The 15,162-nt window shown below is 57.2% G+C and carries 16 protein-coding genes and 2 pseudogenes; 13 read left to right on the top strand and 5 right to left on the bottom strand.

Going from position 1 to position 15,162, the window contains the following annotated elements; genetic code table 11:
• Window positions 1-150 precede the first annotated feature (150 nt).
• Window positions 151-957: a DNA ligase gene (locus ACTHSL_RS10810; protein WP_440381405.1), complete on the bottom strand. Its 807-nt coding sequence runs from the start codon at window positions 955-957 to the stop codon at window positions 151-153.
• A gap of 99 nt (window positions 958-1,056) precedes the next feature.
• On the opposite strand from ACTHSL_RS10810, the gene ACTHSL_RS10805 reads away from it, so the two are divergent.
• The 3 genes from ACTHSL_RS10805 (at window position 1,057) to aceK (ending at window position 4,655) form a co-directional block, all read left to right on the top strand.
• Complete coding sequence (locus ACTHSL_RS10805; protein ID WP_440381404.1) at window positions 1,057-1,692, top strand: MBL fold metallo-hydrolase; 636 nt, start codon at window positions 1,057-1,059, stop codon at window positions 1,690-1,692.
• Window positions 1,693-1,791: 99 nt separating this feature from the next.
• On the top strand, window positions 1,792-2,625 hold the full coding sequence (locus ACTHSL_RS10800) for a DUF937 domain-containing protein (RefSeq protein ID WP_440381403.1): 834 nt from the start codon (window positions 1,792-1,794) through the stop codon (window positions 2,623-2,625).
• Between the two features lie 257 nt (window positions 2,626-2,882).
• On the top strand, window positions 2,883-4,655 hold the full coding sequence (gene aceK / locus ACTHSL_RS10795) for a bifunctional isocitrate dehydrogenase kinase/phosphatase (protein WP_440381402.1): 1,773 nt from the start codon (window positions 2,883-2,885) through the stop codon (window positions 4,653-4,655).
• A gap of 75 nt (window positions 4,656-4,730) precedes the next feature.
• On the opposite strand, the gene gluQRS is transcribed toward aceK, so the two are convergent.
• A complete protein-coding gene (gene gluQRS, locus ACTHSL_RS10790) occupies window positions 4,731-5,645 on the bottom strand; it encodes a tRNA glutamyl-Q(34) synthetase GluQRS (protein ID WP_440381406.1) in 915 nt (304 codons plus the stop codon).
• Window positions 5,646-5,741: 96 nt separating this feature from the next.
• Here gluQRS and ACTHSL_RS10785 point away from each other — a divergent pair.
• A pseudogene (locus tag ACTHSL_RS10785) lies at window positions 5,742-5,849 on the top strand (IS5/IS1182 family transposase); the annotation flags it as partial.
• A gap of 482 nt (window positions 5,850-6,331) precedes the next feature.
• Here the strand turns inward: ACTHSL_RS10785 and ACTHSL_RS10780 are convergent.
• Window positions 6,332-7,018: a pseudouridine synthase gene (locus ACTHSL_RS10780; RefSeq protein WP_440381401.1), complete on the bottom strand. Its 687-nt coding sequence runs from the start codon at window positions 7,016-7,018 to the stop codon at window positions 6,332-6,334.
• Between the two features lie 130 nt (window positions 7,019-7,148).
• The gene (locus ACTHSL_RS10775) at window positions 7,149-7,628 is read right to left on the bottom strand and encodes a hypothetical protein (RefSeq protein WP_049251746.1); all 480 of its coding nucleotides are present in this window, start codon (window positions 7,626-7,628) and stop codon (window positions 7,149-7,151) included.
• Window positions 7,629-7,909: 281 nt separating this feature from the next.
• Here ACTHSL_RS10775 and dnaQ point away from each other — a divergent pair, with 281 nt between their 5' ends.
• The 8 genes and pseudogenes from dnaQ (at window position 7,910) to ACTHSL_RS10735 (ending at window position 13,778) form a co-directional block, all read left to right on the top strand.
• The gene (dnaQ, locus tag ACTHSL_RS10770) at window positions 7,910-8,644 is read left to right on the top strand and encodes a DNA polymerase III subunit epsilon (protein WP_049251748.1); all 735 of its coding nucleotides are present in this window, start codon (window positions 7,910-7,912) and stop codon (window positions 8,642-8,644) included.
• Window positions 8,641-9,330 carry a 2-C-methyl-D-erythritol 4-phosphate cytidylyltransferase gene (gene ispD / locus ACTHSL_RS10765; RefSeq protein WP_440381400.1) on the top strand — a complete coding sequence of 230 codons (690 nt, stop codon included), beginning with the start codon at window positions 8,641-8,643 and terminating at the stop codon, window positions 9,328-9,330. The genes dnaQ and ispD overlap by 4 nt, the downstream gene beginning before the upstream one ends.
• Before the next feature lie 30 nt (window positions 9,331-9,360).
• On the top strand, window positions 9,361-9,861 hold the full coding sequence (locus tag ACTHSL_RS10760) for a hypothetical protein (protein ID WP_440381399.1): 501 nt from the start codon (window positions 9,361-9,363) through the stop codon (window positions 9,859-9,861).
• Between the two features lie 74 nt (window positions 9,862-9,935).
• Window positions 9,936-10,448, top strand: a complete 513-nt coding sequence (gene ispF, locus ACTHSL_RS10755; protein ID WP_338198159.1) for a 2-C-methyl-D-erythritol 2,4-cyclodiphosphate synthase — start codon at window positions 9,936-9,938, stop codon at window positions 10,446-10,448.
• Window positions 10,449-10,452: 4 nt separating this feature from the next.
• Window positions 10,453-11,409: a YheT family hydrolase gene (locus tag ACTHSL_RS10750; protein WP_440381398.1), complete on the top strand. Its 957-nt coding sequence runs from the start codon at window positions 10,453-10,455 to the stop codon at window positions 11,407-11,409.
• 97 nt (window positions 11,410-11,506) lie between these two features.
• Complete coding sequence (locus tag ACTHSL_RS10745; protein WP_440381397.1) at window positions 11,507-12,784, top strand: FAD-binding domain-containing protein; 1,278 nt, start codon at window positions 11,507-11,509, stop codon at window positions 12,782-12,784.
• A 134-nt stretch (window positions 12,785-12,918) separates the two neighbouring features.
• Window positions 12,919-13,029, top strand: a pseudogene (locus ACTHSL_RS10740) (IS5/IS1182 family transposase); the annotation flags it as partial.
• A gap of 71 nt (window positions 13,030-13,100) precedes the next feature.
• Window positions 13,101-13,778 carry a response regulator gene (locus ACTHSL_RS10735; protein WP_440381396.1) on the top strand — a complete coding sequence of 226 codons (678 nt, stop codon included), beginning with the start codon at window positions 13,101-13,103 and terminating at the stop codon, window positions 13,776-13,778.
• Between the two features lie 168 nt (window positions 13,779-13,946).
• Here the strand turns inward: ACTHSL_RS10735 and imm45 are convergent, their stop codons facing one another.
• Window positions 13,947-14,276, bottom strand: a complete 330-nt coding sequence (gene imm45, locus ACTHSL_RS10730) for an Imm45 family immunity protein (protein WP_440381395.1) — start codon at window positions 14,274-14,276, stop codon at window positions 13,947-13,949.
• Window positions 14,277-14,322: 46 nt separating this feature from the next.
• On the opposite strand from imm45, the gene ACTHSL_RS10725 reads away from it, so the two are divergent.
• Entirely contained in the window at window positions 14,323-15,006 is a 684-nt protein-coding gene (locus ACTHSL_RS10725) for a sulfite exporter TauE/SafE family protein (RefSeq protein WP_440381394.1), read from the top strand.
• Window positions 15,007-15,162: the final 156 nt, after the last annotated feature.

Raw genomic sequence — 15,162 nt, 5'->3', positions numbered from 1 at the left:
CTTCTTTGGATTAGGTTTTCGTATTTCATTTGGAAATTGTAAATCTTCAGGATACTTTCGCAAGAGGTCTATTGAAAGGCCGTCTGTAAAACCGTTTTCCGGTTTTCAGACGGCCTTGATGCTTTTATTTTCCGACGTTTGATTCGTCTTTTATTTGTCTTTGCGGATACGCAGGAAGGTGGCGAAACGGGGTTTGCCCTTTTGCGTGAAACCTCGGTAACGGTAGGTAATGACCGAGCCGACCGGCGGCGGGTTGGCACGCTCGGCATCTTTAAACCCGCTTCCGATACGGAATTCGCCCAACTCGTTACGGCAGCCGACCGCGCCGAGTTTGCCCGCATATTTCCCTTTGCCTTCGTAATGGCGCGTTACCGTACATTCGGCATCCTGCTGCGGTTTCAGTTTCAGATAACCGCTGCTGCGGCCTGCGCGGTACGGCTGTTGCGGATCGCGCAAAATCACGCCCTCTCCGCCCGCCTTCACGATTTTTTCCATCATCGCACGCGCTTCCTCAATATTTTTGACCGGCGTTTGTTTGACAACGACGATGTTCGCCGGATATTTTTTCAGACGGCCTTCCAATACGGCCAGCCTTTGATAAAGGTTCCCCTCTGCTTTCGGCAAGTCGAAAACGTACAACTTGATGCCGCCCCAATCTCCGTCGGCCGAACGTGTGGCGGCGGAAATCCGCTCAAACTGCCCGCGCGAACTGTAAAGCTCGCCATCCAGCGGATAGGACGGAAAATTGCAGGTAAACCCCGGCGGCGGCGTGAAAGCATAACCTTGGCGGCTAATCAGCTTTTTGCCGTCCCAATAGGCGCGTACGCCGTCCAATTTCTCGCTGGCCGCCCAGCCCTGCACGTTTTGGTTGCTATATTCTTCCGCCAACATCAGCGGCGGTGCGGCCCAAGCAGAGGCGGTTATGGAAAAAAGCACACAAAAAATAGGGGTTTTCATGACTGTTTTGCCCAAGTGATTGGTTTGGTCGGGATTATCACATATAATTCATTATCTTGGCACAGCTGGTTATTCAAAATAAATATCTTAAGGAAAACGATGTCGCTACATGTTGAAATTATTGCGGTTACCCTGTTCCGCCAGAACTGCACACTGATGTGGGACGACGAAACCAACGAAGCGGTTTTTACCGATGTCGGCGGCAACGTTCCGCGCCTGTTGGAAGAAGCGGAAAAACGCGGTTTGCACGTTAAGGCGATTTGGCTGACACACGGCCATCTCGACCATATCGGCGGCGTGGCGGAAATGACGGCGGGCAATCCGAAAATCGAAGTTTTGGGCCCGCACGAAGCCGACCGCTTCCTGCTGGCGAACCTCACCGAAATCACCAAACAATACAATTTCCCGCCAACCAAACCCTTTATACCGACCCGCTGGCTGGAAGAAGGCGACGAATTGAAAGTCGGCCGATATGCCTTCAAAGTGCTGCATATTCCCGGCCACACGCCCGGCCATATCGTTTTCTACTGCGCCGAGGCCGACTTGTTGGTGGCGGGTGACGTGATTTTCTATGAAAGCGTGGGGCGCACCGATTTCGAGCGCAGCAACCACGACGACTTAATCCGCAACATCCGTGAAAAAATCTTCACTTTGCCTGAAGACACCCAAATCGTTACCGGACACGGCAGGATGACGACGGTCGGCTACGAAAAACAGCATAACCCCTATCTTTAAGCTACAATGAGCCCGGTTCGGACCCTCCTTCCGAACCGTCTTTTCAGACGGCCTGGCCGTCTGAAAACATTTTGAATGCACAAATACAAGGAACCCGCCATGACTACCCGCTTCGGCCCGTTGCTGCAAGAAGAACTCGTCCCCGTCCTCAGCCGATTTTTGACCGCCGCCGGCGAAAACGCCGAATCGGGCACGCAGGCGGCAAAATTGGTTTCGCCCATCGTTTTGGGCGGCGTATTGAAGAGTACGGCCGGCAATCCCGATTATGCAGCCGCCCTTTACCGGCAGGCTGGCGCGGAAAGCGGCCTGTCTGCGGACGAAGTTCAGGCACAATCCGAACGCTTGATTGCTTTGGGCAACAGTCTGCTGCCTGCCGTGTTTGACGGTAACGCCGCCGATGCGGCTGCCGAATTGGCACGGCAGAGCGGGATTGCCAAATCGGCAGCCGCCCGCCTGCTGGCCATGACCCTGCCTTTGGTTTTGTCGCGTTTGGGCCGCAGTAGCGGCAGCCTGCCCGACTTTTTGAAATTGCTGGCCGGTCAATCCGACCATCTGGCGGAAAATCTGAACGGCGGACTGCTCTCGGCTTTGGGCATCAGCAATGTTGCCGCCGTATCCGCCGTTACCCACAAGCTGTCGGATCATGCCGCTTCCCTGCAGTTATCGGATGATGAACTGCCTGCCGTATCGGGCAAATCGTCAATTATCGGAAGCCTGCCAGTGTTGCTGCTGGCGGCTGTATTGGCTGTCGTGGCGTTTAAAGGTTGCAGTACCAAAACGGAAGAACAGGGCACGGACAGACCTTTCGAAGCCGATGCGGTACGGTTCCAACCCGATGCCGACCAGCCGTTACCCGCCCTGCCGTTGCCCGACGAAGCGGTTATCACGCCGAACGGGCCGGTAGCCGAATCAGCATCCGGTACCGGCGGATAATAAACAATCTTATTTCTGCAAGCAGGCCGTCTGAAAATTTCAGACGGCCTGCTTGCTTTTTTATCCAAAGCAACATAAGGTTACATAAAACTACAAATATATGGCGGATTAAACGGCGTTAATGCCGAATAGTCTGCCGCAAACAGTACGGAACGGCTTGATTGATGCGTTTCTGCGCGTCAAAACATCATTCCCGCACGCTTCCGCCTTGCCCTGTTTGAAACTGAAGCCGCTATAGCTATAAAGGAGAAACTACAATGGAAAAAACGGCAAACACCCCGTCTGCCCGCGAAATTGCCGAAACCATGTTGGCCGGATTCGACAAGCACTACCGCCTGTTCCGTGAAAAATCCGCCCAAGCCAAAGCCCTGTTTGAACGGCGCGACTGGAAAGGCATACAGGATTTGGTGGCCTACCGCATCCAGATGTACGACCGCCGCGTGTCGGAAGCAGCCGGCATTTTGACCGAACGTCTGGAAGGCGGCTCATCCGACCAATTGTGGGCGGAGGCCAAAAAAGAATACATCGCCCTCTTGGTGGATCACAAACAACCCGAACTGGCGGAAACCTTTTTCAATTCCGTATCCACCAAAGTGTTGGCCAAAGAATATTTCAATAACCGCTTTATCTTCGTCAAACCGGCCGCCAGCACGGAATTTATCGACTCCGACCCACCCGTGTTCTGCACTTTCTACCCTGCCAATGCCGGTTTGCGCGGCTGCCTGCAACGGATATTGCGGCATTTCGGCTGGCAGGTACCGTTTGCCCACGCCGCCGCCGACGTGGCTGATATTCTGCGTGCGGCGCGCCGACATTTCGGCAAAGAATGGCCGCCGCGCGAGCTGAACCTGCACGTTCAAGTGTTGAATTCGGCTTTTTACCGCAACAAATCGGCCTATATCTTCGGGCAGATTATCAACGGCAGCAGCAGGCATCCCTTTGCACTGGCGGTGGTACACGACACCGAAGGCCGTCTGAAAATCGATGCCGCGCTGTTTGATCCGAAACAGATTTCCGTACTCTTCTCTTTCGCCCGCGCCTATTTCTTGGTGGATATGCCCGTTCCCAGCGGCTATGTGCGCTTCCTGCGCGAAATGCTGCCGATGCGCTCGGACGGCGATTTTTACACCCTGCTCGGCCTGCACAAACAGGGGAAAAACATTTTCTGGCGCGAGTTCACGCAGCACCTGCGCTATTCCGACGACAAATTCATCCTCGCGCCCGGCATCAAAGGCTTGGTGATGAGCGTGTTTACCCTGCCCTCTTTCCCCTATGTGTTCAAAGTGATTAAAGACACCTTCGGGCCGAACAAAGACTTTGACCGCGAATATGTACAGCAGAAATACCTGTTGGTGAAAAAGCACGACCGTGTCGGCAGGATGGCCGATACGCTGGAATTTTCCGACATCCCGCTGCCCAAAGTACGTTGCGACGAAGCCTTCCTCAACGAAATGCGCACCTTGGCACCGAGCCAAATCGAGGAAACCGACGATATGGTCATCATCAAACACGCCTATATCGAATACCGCCTCACACCGTTAAACCTGTTTATGCAGAAGGCTTCGCCGGAAGAAAAAGCGGCGGCAGTCATCGACTACGGCTTCGCGCTGAAAGAACTCGCATCGGCCAATATCTTTCCCGGCGATATGCTGTACAAAAATTTCGGCATGACGCGCTTCGGACGGGTAATTTTCTATGACTACGACGAAATCGAATACATGACCGACTGCAATTTCCGCAAAATCCCGGAAGCACCGAATCCGGAAATGGAAATGTCGGGCGAGGTATGGTATCCCGTGCATAAAGGCGACGTATTCCCCGAAGAATTCGCCCCCTTCCTGCTCGGCGAACCCGACGTACGGCAGGTTTTCCTCAAACACCACCGCGATTTGCTGACACCCGAATTCTGGCAGGGCAAAAAAGAGCGGCTGCAACAAGGTTTGTTTGACGATTTCTACCCCTACCCGCAATCCGTCCGCTTCAACCCGGAACAAACAGCCGAAGGCTTGGCAGACGATACGGATGTTTGATTGGATAACCGTTGCCCCGGCAAGAGGCCGTCTGAAAACGCAATCCAGGCTTTCAAAACCGTTGAAACATTGTTTTCAGACGGCCTCATCCGTTTCCGCGCCTTCCGTGCACACCGATCCGCCCGGTACCTTGTCCAGCCGCCAATTTGCCGCCGCCCAATCCAACAAATCCTTAGGCTTGTCCACATCGGGGGCAGGCGGCAGGTTCAGATAGGACGACACCTGCCGCAGCAAAGCCTCGCGGCGCGACAAATCCAGCGCGGGGGCGAGCGTCTGCTTCGACCACTTCTGCCCGTGGCGGTTCACCAGCAGCGGCAAATGGGCATACTGCGGCGTCGGCACGTTCAAGCAATGCTGCAGCCAAATCTGGCGCGGCGTGGAAACCAGCAGATCCTGCCCGCGCACCACATGCGTTACACCCTGCGCCGCATCGTCGGCCACCACCGCCAGCTGATACGCCCAAAAACCGTCGGCACGCAGCAACACGAAATCGCCGATGTCCCGCGCCAAATCCTGCGCGTAACGCCCCACCACCGCATCATCAAATGCCACTTCCCCTTCCGGTACGCGCAAACGCCAGGCAGGTGGGCGGCCGCTTTCAGACGGCCTCAAAGCCGGATTGCGGCAGCGGCCGTTGTAAACAAACCCGTCCGCACCTTGTCGTGCCGCACCCTGCCATTCGCGGCGGCTGCAATAACACGGATACACCAGCCCTGCCGCTTTCAGACGGCCCAAAGCCTCCGCATACACATCATGGCGGCGGCTTTGATATTCCACTGCGCCGTCCCACTCGAAACCGAACGCCTCCAGCGTGTGCAAAATATCGTCTGCCGCCCCCGGCATCTCGCGCGGCGGGTCCAAATCCTCCATCCGCAGCAGCCACCGCCCGCCGGCGGCACGCGCATCCGCATACGAAGCCAGCGCGGTCAGCAGCGAACCGATGTGCAGCCGCCCGGTCGGGCTGGGCGCAAAACGTCCGATATAGTTCATATCCATCAACACTTCATGCTCAAGTTTCGCCGATCGGCATACCGGCTCAAAACCAAGTTTCATCTTTGAAAAACAAAGCAGCCATTCCCATACGCCCGATATAACGGATTAAATTTAAATCAGGACCAGGCGACGAAGCCGCAGACATTACAAATAGTAAGGCAAGGAGGGGCAACGCTGTACCGGTTTAAATTTAATCCACTATAAAAAACCGTACCGCTACCATGCCTCGGCCGGACAGCCGACGATAATTTCCAATAAATTGGGCAACCCTACACTTTATTTTAACCCGTATGCGCCGCCTAAATCAGGATTTGAAAACCTATGTGCGCCAATCTGCAAACCCTGCACCATTGCTTTTTAACGGTTTTAAGCGGGAAAAGGCCGTCTGAAAACCTGATTGACGGTTTTCAGACGGCCTCACATTTCAAATTTCGGCTCAAAGTCAAAAGCCGCCATCAATACCCTTGTAGCGGACGCGGAAACATCCGGGCAAAAAAATACCATCTATACCAAGGGGAAAGTATAGATGGCCAAACACATTACGGGAAAACGTCTTACTCACATGTTTGCTAGGAAGCAAACGTCTGTCAGACGGGACAAATAGTAATTAACTCCCGTTGTCTTCCGTATAAAAAATAAACAGACGGTTGATAAATAAAATAAACGGTATTCCTCAAGTCAATTTATTTTATTGTAATAAATTGCCATTCGCCGGGTACAAGATGCTCGGCAGACCATTCGCCGAATTTCAGACGGTGCAGCGTTTCCACGCGGTTTCCAGCGGCCGCGACCATGCGTTTGACCTGGTGGTATTTGCCTTCGGTAATCGTCAGCAGCAATGTGTGCGGATTTTCCAGCACGGCTTCGGCAGCCTGCACGGTTTCATCGTCATCATGGAGCAACACGCCGTTTTTCAGGCTTTGGCAGAAAGTTTCGTCGGCGGGATGTTTCAAGCCGACGCGGTAGAGCTTGGCCGCTTTGTATTTGGGCGAGGTCATGCGGTGGTTGAACTGGCCGTCGTTCGTAATCAGCAAAACGCCGGTGGTGTCGGCATCCAAGCGTCCGACGGCCTGCATGTCGATGTTGCGCATGTGGTCGGGAAACAGGCTGAACACGCTCGGATAATCGCGCGGTTTGTGCGAGGTTTCGTAATCGGCAGGTTTGTTCAATACGATATAAAAGTAAGGCTGGGGAACGGCTTGAACGGCTTCGCCGTCGATGTGCAGGGTGCGGACTTCCGCAGGATCGATTTCGCTTTTGCCGTCGTTGCGGATTTCGCCGTTGACGGCAACGCAGTCGTTATCAATCAGCCATTGGCATTGTTTGCGGCTGCCCAATCCTTGGGCTTGCAGATATTTGAGCAGTTGCATGGTTTATCGCGTGATGTTTTCAGACGGCCTCAATTATGCCAAAGAAGGCCGTCTGAAAAAAGGCGGCAAAAAAATCGCCCCTGTTACCAGGGGCGCAAAAGGAACACAAACCACTACCAAAACTTTCACATTATCCCGAAGCCGGACAGACGCGTTCTGCCGCAGGATATAAGGCGCGTTGCAGGAGTTGCGGGGACAACGCGGAATCAAATTTGTCGCTGATACTTAATCTGCCTTGCTCGGGACAAAGCTCCAACAGGCGGCAGTTGCAATCGATGCCTTCTGCCTCCCGACACCTCCGCCGCAGGGCGGCACAGGCATCCCGGTAAACACATTCTTTGCAGGAAACTTCCCGCGTCCGGCCTATCCAGCTCAAGCGGATATCGGCCTCTTCGTCTTCAATCAGCACAATGCCGTTTTGCTTGTTCAGCGCGGGGCATTGCTCGGGTACGGCAAAGTAATAATGACCGTCCACATGGGCATATACGCTGCAGAAAACGGCCGGTTCGGCACCATCCTCCGCCTGGGGCACGGCCAACCAAGAAGAAAAGGTCTGGCGGTGCAGCTGTAAAATATCCAAGGCAAAGAGTTTGAACATCGTTTCGGACATTTCCCCCTCCTTGCTGCGTTGTTGTCTGCTTTCGATGTGGCGTATATTAGCCGAACTTTTTTGAAAAATCAAACGATAATTATTAGCAATAAGGAATTTATAGCTATCAGATTGAAACTAAAAGAAATAAATTTCAAAAAAATTTATTCGGAATATAAAAACCGTCTTAATTCCTTGAAAACCACGCTTTCAGACGGCCTCCGACCGTGCGTGCAGCCAAAGCGGCGGCCATAGGTTAAAATGGCGGGCTGCCCGATTGGAACCAACGAAAGGATTGAAACATGGCGCGGGAAAGACAGATTATTTTGGATACGGAGACCACGGGCCTTTATGCCGACCGTGGCGACCGGATGCTGGAATTTGCCGGCATCGAAATGAAAAAACGCCAGCTGACCATGAACAACCTGCACCTCTACATCCATCCCGACCGCGACATCCCCGAAGAAGCGGCGGCGGTGCACGGCATCACGCTCGAACAGCTTGAGGAACGCAACGCGCCGAAATTCGAGCAGGTCGGCCGGCAAATCGCCGACTTCCTGCGCGGGGCGGAACTGATTATCCACAACGCCCGCTTCGACGTCGGCTTCCTCAATATGGAATTTGCCCGCATGGGGCTGCCGAGCATCGAAGAACTCGATTGCGAAATAACCGACACCCTGGCCATGGCGCGGGAAAAATTTCCCGGACAAAAAGCCAGCCTGGATGCATTGTGCAGCCGCCTCGATGTAGACCGCAGCAAGCGCGTCCTGCACGGCGCGCTCATCGACTGCGAACTGCTGGCCGAAGTCTATCTGGCGATGACGCGCGAACAATTCGACCTCGTCGGGGCGGAAGAAACGGCTGCCGCCGCGCAGTCCGCCGATACGGGCATAGCCGTTCAGACGGCCGGCGGCGGCTTGAAAATCCTGCGTGCCGATGCCGAAGAAACCGCCGCCCACCTCGAATATCTGGCCGAACTCGACAAAGCATCCGGCGGGCAATGCCTCTGGACTGCGGAAAAAACGGAGCAGGCATGAAACGCCGCAACATCGCCCTGATTCCCGCCGCCGGAACCGGCTCGCGTTTCGGCGCGGGCAAACCCAAACAATATGTCGAAATCGGCGGAAAAACCGTTTTGCAACATACTTTGGACATCTTCCTCAGCCATCCCCTGATAGACGGCGCGGCAGTGGTATTGTCGCCCGACGACACCCGCTTTCAGACGGCCTGCAACGATGAAAAACTGACCGTGCTGCACTGCGGCGGCGCAACCCGCGCCGAAACCGTCCGCAACGGCATTGCCGCCCTGCTGGAACGCGGCTTGGCCGACGGAACCGACAACGTCCTGGTTCACGATGCCGCCCGCTGCTGCCTGCCGCCCGAAGCCCTGACGCGCCTGATTGAAACGGCGGGCGGAACCGCGCACGGCGGCATTTTGGCCGTTCCCGTCGCCGACACGCTCAAACGCGCCGACGGCGCAAACCATATCGGCGAAACCGTTTCCCGCAACGGATTGTGGCAGGCGCAAACGCCGCAGCTCTTTCAGACGGCCTTACTGCACCGCGCCCTGTCGGCAGAAGATTTGGACGGCATCACCGACGAAGCGTCGGCGGTGGAAAAACTCGGCGTGCAGCCGCTGCTGGTACAAGGTGACATGCGCAATTTGAAGCTGACGCTGCCGCAGGACGAATTTATCGTCAGATTGCTGTTACAGGCCGTCTGAACCTTTAAATAGCCATCATCAGGAAATAGAATGTTCAAGCCATTGATGTTTTTATTCCTTGTTTTCCAACTTCTTCCGGCCGCCGCCGCACCTGTTGCAGGCGGATGCGCCGTCCCCGTGCGGCAGCTCGACATCGCGGGCATCAAACTCGGCGAACCGGCCGCCGCGCTGCAAAAACGATTTCCTAAAGCCATGCCGATGTCCGAGGGGAACAGGCATTTTTTGTTTTTCCCGCCCGACAGCGGCGCGGCATTTGCACCGGATATCGCAGACATCTTCCTTGAGCACGGGGGCGGCAAAATCACCGGCATTTCTTTAAAATACCGGGATGCCGAAACCGATTGGCCCGCCCTGCTCAAAAATCTACGCACACGTTTCGGATTGCCCCAAACCGGTTGGGACGAAAGCACATTTTCGGAAACCGCCGTTTATTCGTGCCGCGATTACGGCATCGTGATTTCCCCCTTGTCGGACGGTAATGTGCGCGGCGCAGTGCTGAGCGTGCATACAAACCCCGACAGGCGGCCGTAATCCGTCGGAAGGCCGTCTGAAACATTATCTGCCGTCCGCCATTTTCAGACGGCCTCATCAATAAGGAACACCAAATGAACATCCGCATCGGACAAGGCTACGATGTCCACCAACTCGTCGAAGGCCGCGATTTGATACTCGGCGGCGTACACATCCCGTTTGAAAAAGGCCTGCTCGGCCATTCCGATGCCGACGCGCTGTTGCACGCGCTTACCGACGCCTTACTCGGCGCGGCGGGCTTGGGCGACATCGGCAGCCATTTCCCCGATACTGCTGCTGAGTTTAAAGATGCCGACAGCCGCGTATTGTTGCGCGAAGCGTATCAAAGCGTGCAGGCTCTAGGTTGGCGCGTTGTGAACGTGGATACCACCGTCATCGCCCAAAAACCCAAACTCGCGCCGCACATTCCCGCCATGCGCGCCAACATTGCCGCCGATTTGGGCATTCAGACGGCCTGCGTGAACATCAAAGGCAAAACCAACGAAAAACTCGGCTACCTGGGGCGCATGGAAGCCATCGAAGCGCAGGCAGCGGTATTGCTGATGCGCGACGGCACGCCCACCCCCGCCGTTTTTCAGACGGCCTGACCTTATGGACAAGCGCAAACTGCCCGCAAACCTGCCGCCCCTGCACAGCCCCCTCTGGCTGCCCGGCGGCCACTTGCAAACCGTGTATGCCAAACTGTTGCAGCGCACTCCTCCGCCCTACCGCCGCGAACTGCTGCCCGACAGCGGCGGCAGCGAACAGGCGGCTTACGACTTCGTAGATGCGGCAGACGCGGAAGCCCCGCTCGTCGTCCTGTTTCACGGCTTGGAAGGCAGCAGCGGCAGCCACTACGCCGTCGAAATGATGCACGCGGTGCGCGAACGCGGCTGGCACGGCGTGGTGGCGCATTTCCGCAGCTGCGGCGGCGTGCCGGCCGAAAAGAAATACCACAGCGGCGACACGCGCGAAATCGCCCACATGCTCGGCCTGCTGGCCGCCCGCTACCGCCGCATCTACGCCGTCGGCATCTCGCTCGGCGGCAACGCGCTGGCAAAATACCTCGGCGAACAAGGACGCGCCGGACAAGCGGCCGTCCCGCAGGCCGCAGCCGTCGTCTCCGCGCCCGTGGACCTTCCCGCCTCGGCCGCCGCACTCGAACACGGCCTGCCGCGCCTGCTCTACACCCGCTATTTTTTAAACAGCCTGCTGCCGAAAGTGCCGCCGCTGCCGGATGCCCGCATCCGCACACTGGGCGATTTCGACAACGCCTACACCGCGCCCCTGCACGGCTTCGCCGACAAAGACGACTACTACCGCCGCTCCGCCGCCAAACCCTACCTGCGCGACATCGCCGTACCGACCCTGCTGCTGAACGCGCGTAACGACCCCTTCCTGCCCGCCCGCTTCCTGCCGACGGCAAACGACGTTTCGCCGCAGGTCTGCCTGCTCCAACCCGAACAAGGCGGCCATGCGGCCTTCGTTTCAGGCGGCGGCCGCGGCCACCTGCGCTGGATGCCGCAAACCGTACTGCGCTTTTTCGAGCTGACATCGGACGGGCATTGAAACGGAACGCCGGCAGATTCGTTTCCGGCCATCCCGCCTTTACAGCCACCTGTCTGCATATTGGACAGCCCTTTTTCCCTTTTCAGACGGCCTCCCTATGTCTTCCAAACTCACCCTGCTGCATTTCCACCGCAACCTGCGCCTGCACGACAACGCCGCCCTGCACATTGCGGCAGGCCTCGACCGCCCGACGGTGGGCGCGTTTGTTTTCCCGCCCGACTGCAATCCCCGCCAGCGCGTTTTCCTGCGGCAGACATTGGCCGAATTGCGCGGCGGGCTGGCCGCGCTCGGCATCCCGCTGCACGTTTTTACAGGCAATGCCGCCGATGCGCTAAACGGCCTGCTGGCGCGTTACCCGTTTACCGCCTTCGTCAGCCCGCTGCCCGTCCGCCGTGCAGCGGACGAACGGCTGCCCGCCGTATACCGTGCGGACGATACCCTGCCCGTTTTATCCGTGCAGCCGGACGGCCTGCCGCCCGATTTCGCCGCCTACCGCACGGCCTGGCTGCAACAGGCGCGTCAGGCCGAAATACTACCGCCGCCCGATGCCGCCGCCTGGCAGGCACGGCAAACGCGGCTGCCCGCCGAATGCCGGAACGTGCCGCCCCTGCCCGATGTGCAAGCCGTACCGCTGACCGCACAAGGCGGGGAAGCGGCGGCACGGCGGCTGTGGGCAGGCTTCCTGCCGCGCCTGTCCGACTATCCGCTGCACGGCGGCTTCCCGGCTAAAAAAGGCGTATCGCAACTGTCCGCCCACTTCTGCTTCGGCACCTTGTCCGTCAGAGAGGTGTGCCGCGACATCCGCGCAGGCGGACAAGACGGGGCAGCATGGCTGGACGGGCTGGCGCGCCGCGCCTACTGCCGCCACGCCTTGCCGTTTTCAGACGGCCTGTTGGAATTGACCACGAAAGGAGGCAGGGCGGCACTGCATTGGCTGCAACCGCCGAAAATGATTCGGGAGACGGACGGGAGCGGCGAAGCCTTGATGCGCTGGCAGGAGGGGCGGACTGGCGTACCGATAGTCGATGCCGCCATGCGCGCCCTCAATGGTGGCGGCAGCCTGCATCCCACCCTGCGCCGCCTGTGTGCCGATTTCCTCACAGGCCGTCTGAACATCTCGGCGGCGCACGGGGAAGCCTGTTTTGCCGCATGGCTGACCGATTACGAATATGCCGTCAATCACCACAATTGGCAGCAGGCAGGCCGTCTGAACAACCCGTTTGCCGAATCGCTGAACCTCGACCCCGACGGCCGCTTCATCCGCCGCCACCTGCCCGAACTGGCGCACCTGCCCACATCCGCCCTCCACGCCCCGCACCTGGCCGGCAGCGATGTCGAAACCAACGGCTATCCGCCGTCCTGCGTGCAGGTTTAAGCGCGCATCGAAAGGCCGTCTGAAAACCGGAAAACAGTTTTTCAGACGGCCTCAAACATGTTTGGCGGCAGGCGCGGTCGGTACGGAATGCGCCAACCCGTTATTCTGAAAGCGGGTCTGCCAGTGAACTGTTTAAAAAATATAGTGGATTAAATTTAAATCAGGACAAGGCGACGAAGCCGCAGACAGTACAGATAGTACGGCAAGGCGAGGCAACGCCGTACTGGTTTAAATTTAATCCACTATAATCGCTTCATCTATCGCGGCAATTTCACTATACTGCCGCCGTTTCCATTCCAACCGACGGAGCTTTGATATGCGGGTTTTACTGGTTGAAGATGATGCCATGATTGCCGAAGCCGCCACCTGCGGGCTGAAAGACGGCGGTTATGCCGTCGATTGGATTAAAAACGGCGGGCAGGTAGTCTCGGCGGTGCAGGCACAGCCTTACGACCTCATCCTGCTCGACCTCGGCCTGCCGAGCTGCGACGGTTTGCAGATTTTGGCCGAATTGCGGGCTGCGGGCTGCTCTGTGCCGATATTGATCGTTACCGCCCGCGACGACCTGCACAGCAGGCTCGGCGGGCTGGACGGCGGTGCCGACGACTATATCGTCAAACCGTTCGACATGGCCGAACTGCAGGCCAGGATGCGGGCGGTTCTGCGGCGGCACAACGGGCAAAGCCAAGCCCTGCCGAGCAACGGCCTGCTCACCCTCGATCCGGCAACCCACAGAGTACAGGTGGCCGGACAGGAAGGCGACATCATATTGAGCAACAAGGAATTTGCCGTTTTGCAGGCACTGCTGATGCGTCCCGGTATGATTTTGTCGCGCACCGATTTGGAAGACAAAATTTACGGCTGGGGCGAAGAGGTAGAAAGTAACGCAGTTGATTTCCTCATCCATGCACTGCGTAAAAAGCTGGGCAAAGAGCACATTCAAAACGTGCGCGGTGCCGGCTGGCTGGTACCGAAAGGTGATGAGGCCGTCTGAAACCCTATTTGGCCGGAGTAAAAATGGCACGACTGCAAAAACCAAACATGCCGCCATCCGGCCGATTGCCCGTCCCGCCGTTTTTCAGACGGCCTTTCAGCCTTTTGCATATTGAAACGGTGGCAAATCCCGCACAAGCCGTCGCCCTGATGGCGATAACGGCCCGTATCACTTACAATTCGCGCGGACGGGGACCGGATAATGTTCGGCCACATAAACATCGCTGACCTTACAGGCCTCGTATATCCATGCGTTCCAGTTGTCTATCAGCCACTGCCTGTCGATACCTGCCGAACCAACCGCTTCGGCCTCTTTGGGAAGCTTGACTAAAATCAGCCCCGCCTTATGGCCGGTGGAAACGACGAAACCAAATTTCCTGTCGCCGTCCGGAAATTCAACCAACATCAAATCAACATATTTTTCATGCGGATATGAACCGGGAAAGCGCAAAACGGCACCATGCCCCAAATTGCCGCGATAATGAACCAATTTCTGCATCCTTGCATCCCTATCTCATGATTACTGCCAAAATCCTGTTTGCCCCATGACCGATTCCGTTTCCTTCCTCACCCTCTTCCTGCTCGGTTTTTTCGGCGGCGGCCACTGCGTCGGCATGTGCGGCGGCCTGTCGTCGGCCTTCGCCCTGCAACTGCCGCCGCATATCGGCCGTTTCCGCCTGATTGTGCTGCTCAACCTCGGCCGGATATCCAGCTACACCGTCATCGGCCTTTTGGCGGGCGCGCTCGGCCAATTCGGTATTTCGCTCGACCAAACCCGCACGCTGCAAACCGTCCTCTTCACCGCTGCCCACGTCTTACTGCTGCTGCTCGGCCTGTATCTGGCGGGCTTATCCGACTTGGCACGCCGCATCGAAGGCGCGGGCAAACCCGTCTGGCAGCGGCTCAACCCGCTGCTCAACCGACTGCTGCCGATTAAAAGCGTACCGGCCTGCTTCGGCGTCGGCCTGCTGTGGGGCTGGCTGCCCTGTGGCCTGGTTTACAGCGCATCGCTCTACGCGCTGGGCAGCGGCAGCGCATGGCAGGGCGGGCTGATGATGCTGGCCTTCGCCTTCGGCACCCTGCCGAACCTGCTGGCCATGGGTTGGTTTGCCGGACAACTGAAATCCCTGCTGCAAAACCGCCGCGTCCGCCTGTTTGCCGGCCTGACCGTCTGCGCTTGGGCGGTGTGGCAGCTGGTGAAGGCCGCGCGGCTGTTTGCCCTGTCTTAGGGCGGATGGGGCTTTGCCGAAACCGTGCATCGGTTCCGCAGCCCCTCCCTTCTTCGGCGGCCTTGTGTTCACTTGAATTTGTAGAAATCCCTAGCGTTGTTTACAGTATTTCAGGAGAATACTGACATGAACATGCACAAAAATACCCGCCTCACC

It is taken from the genome of Neisseria sp. P0008.S010, assembly GCF_051962715.1.
GTDB lineage: Bacteria > Pseudomonadota > Gammaproteobacteria > Burkholderiales > Neisseriaceae > Neisseria > Neisseria elongata.
The sequence above is the reverse complement of the archived record's forward strand: the minus strand, read 5'-3'. Positions and strand labels throughout refer to the sequence as shown.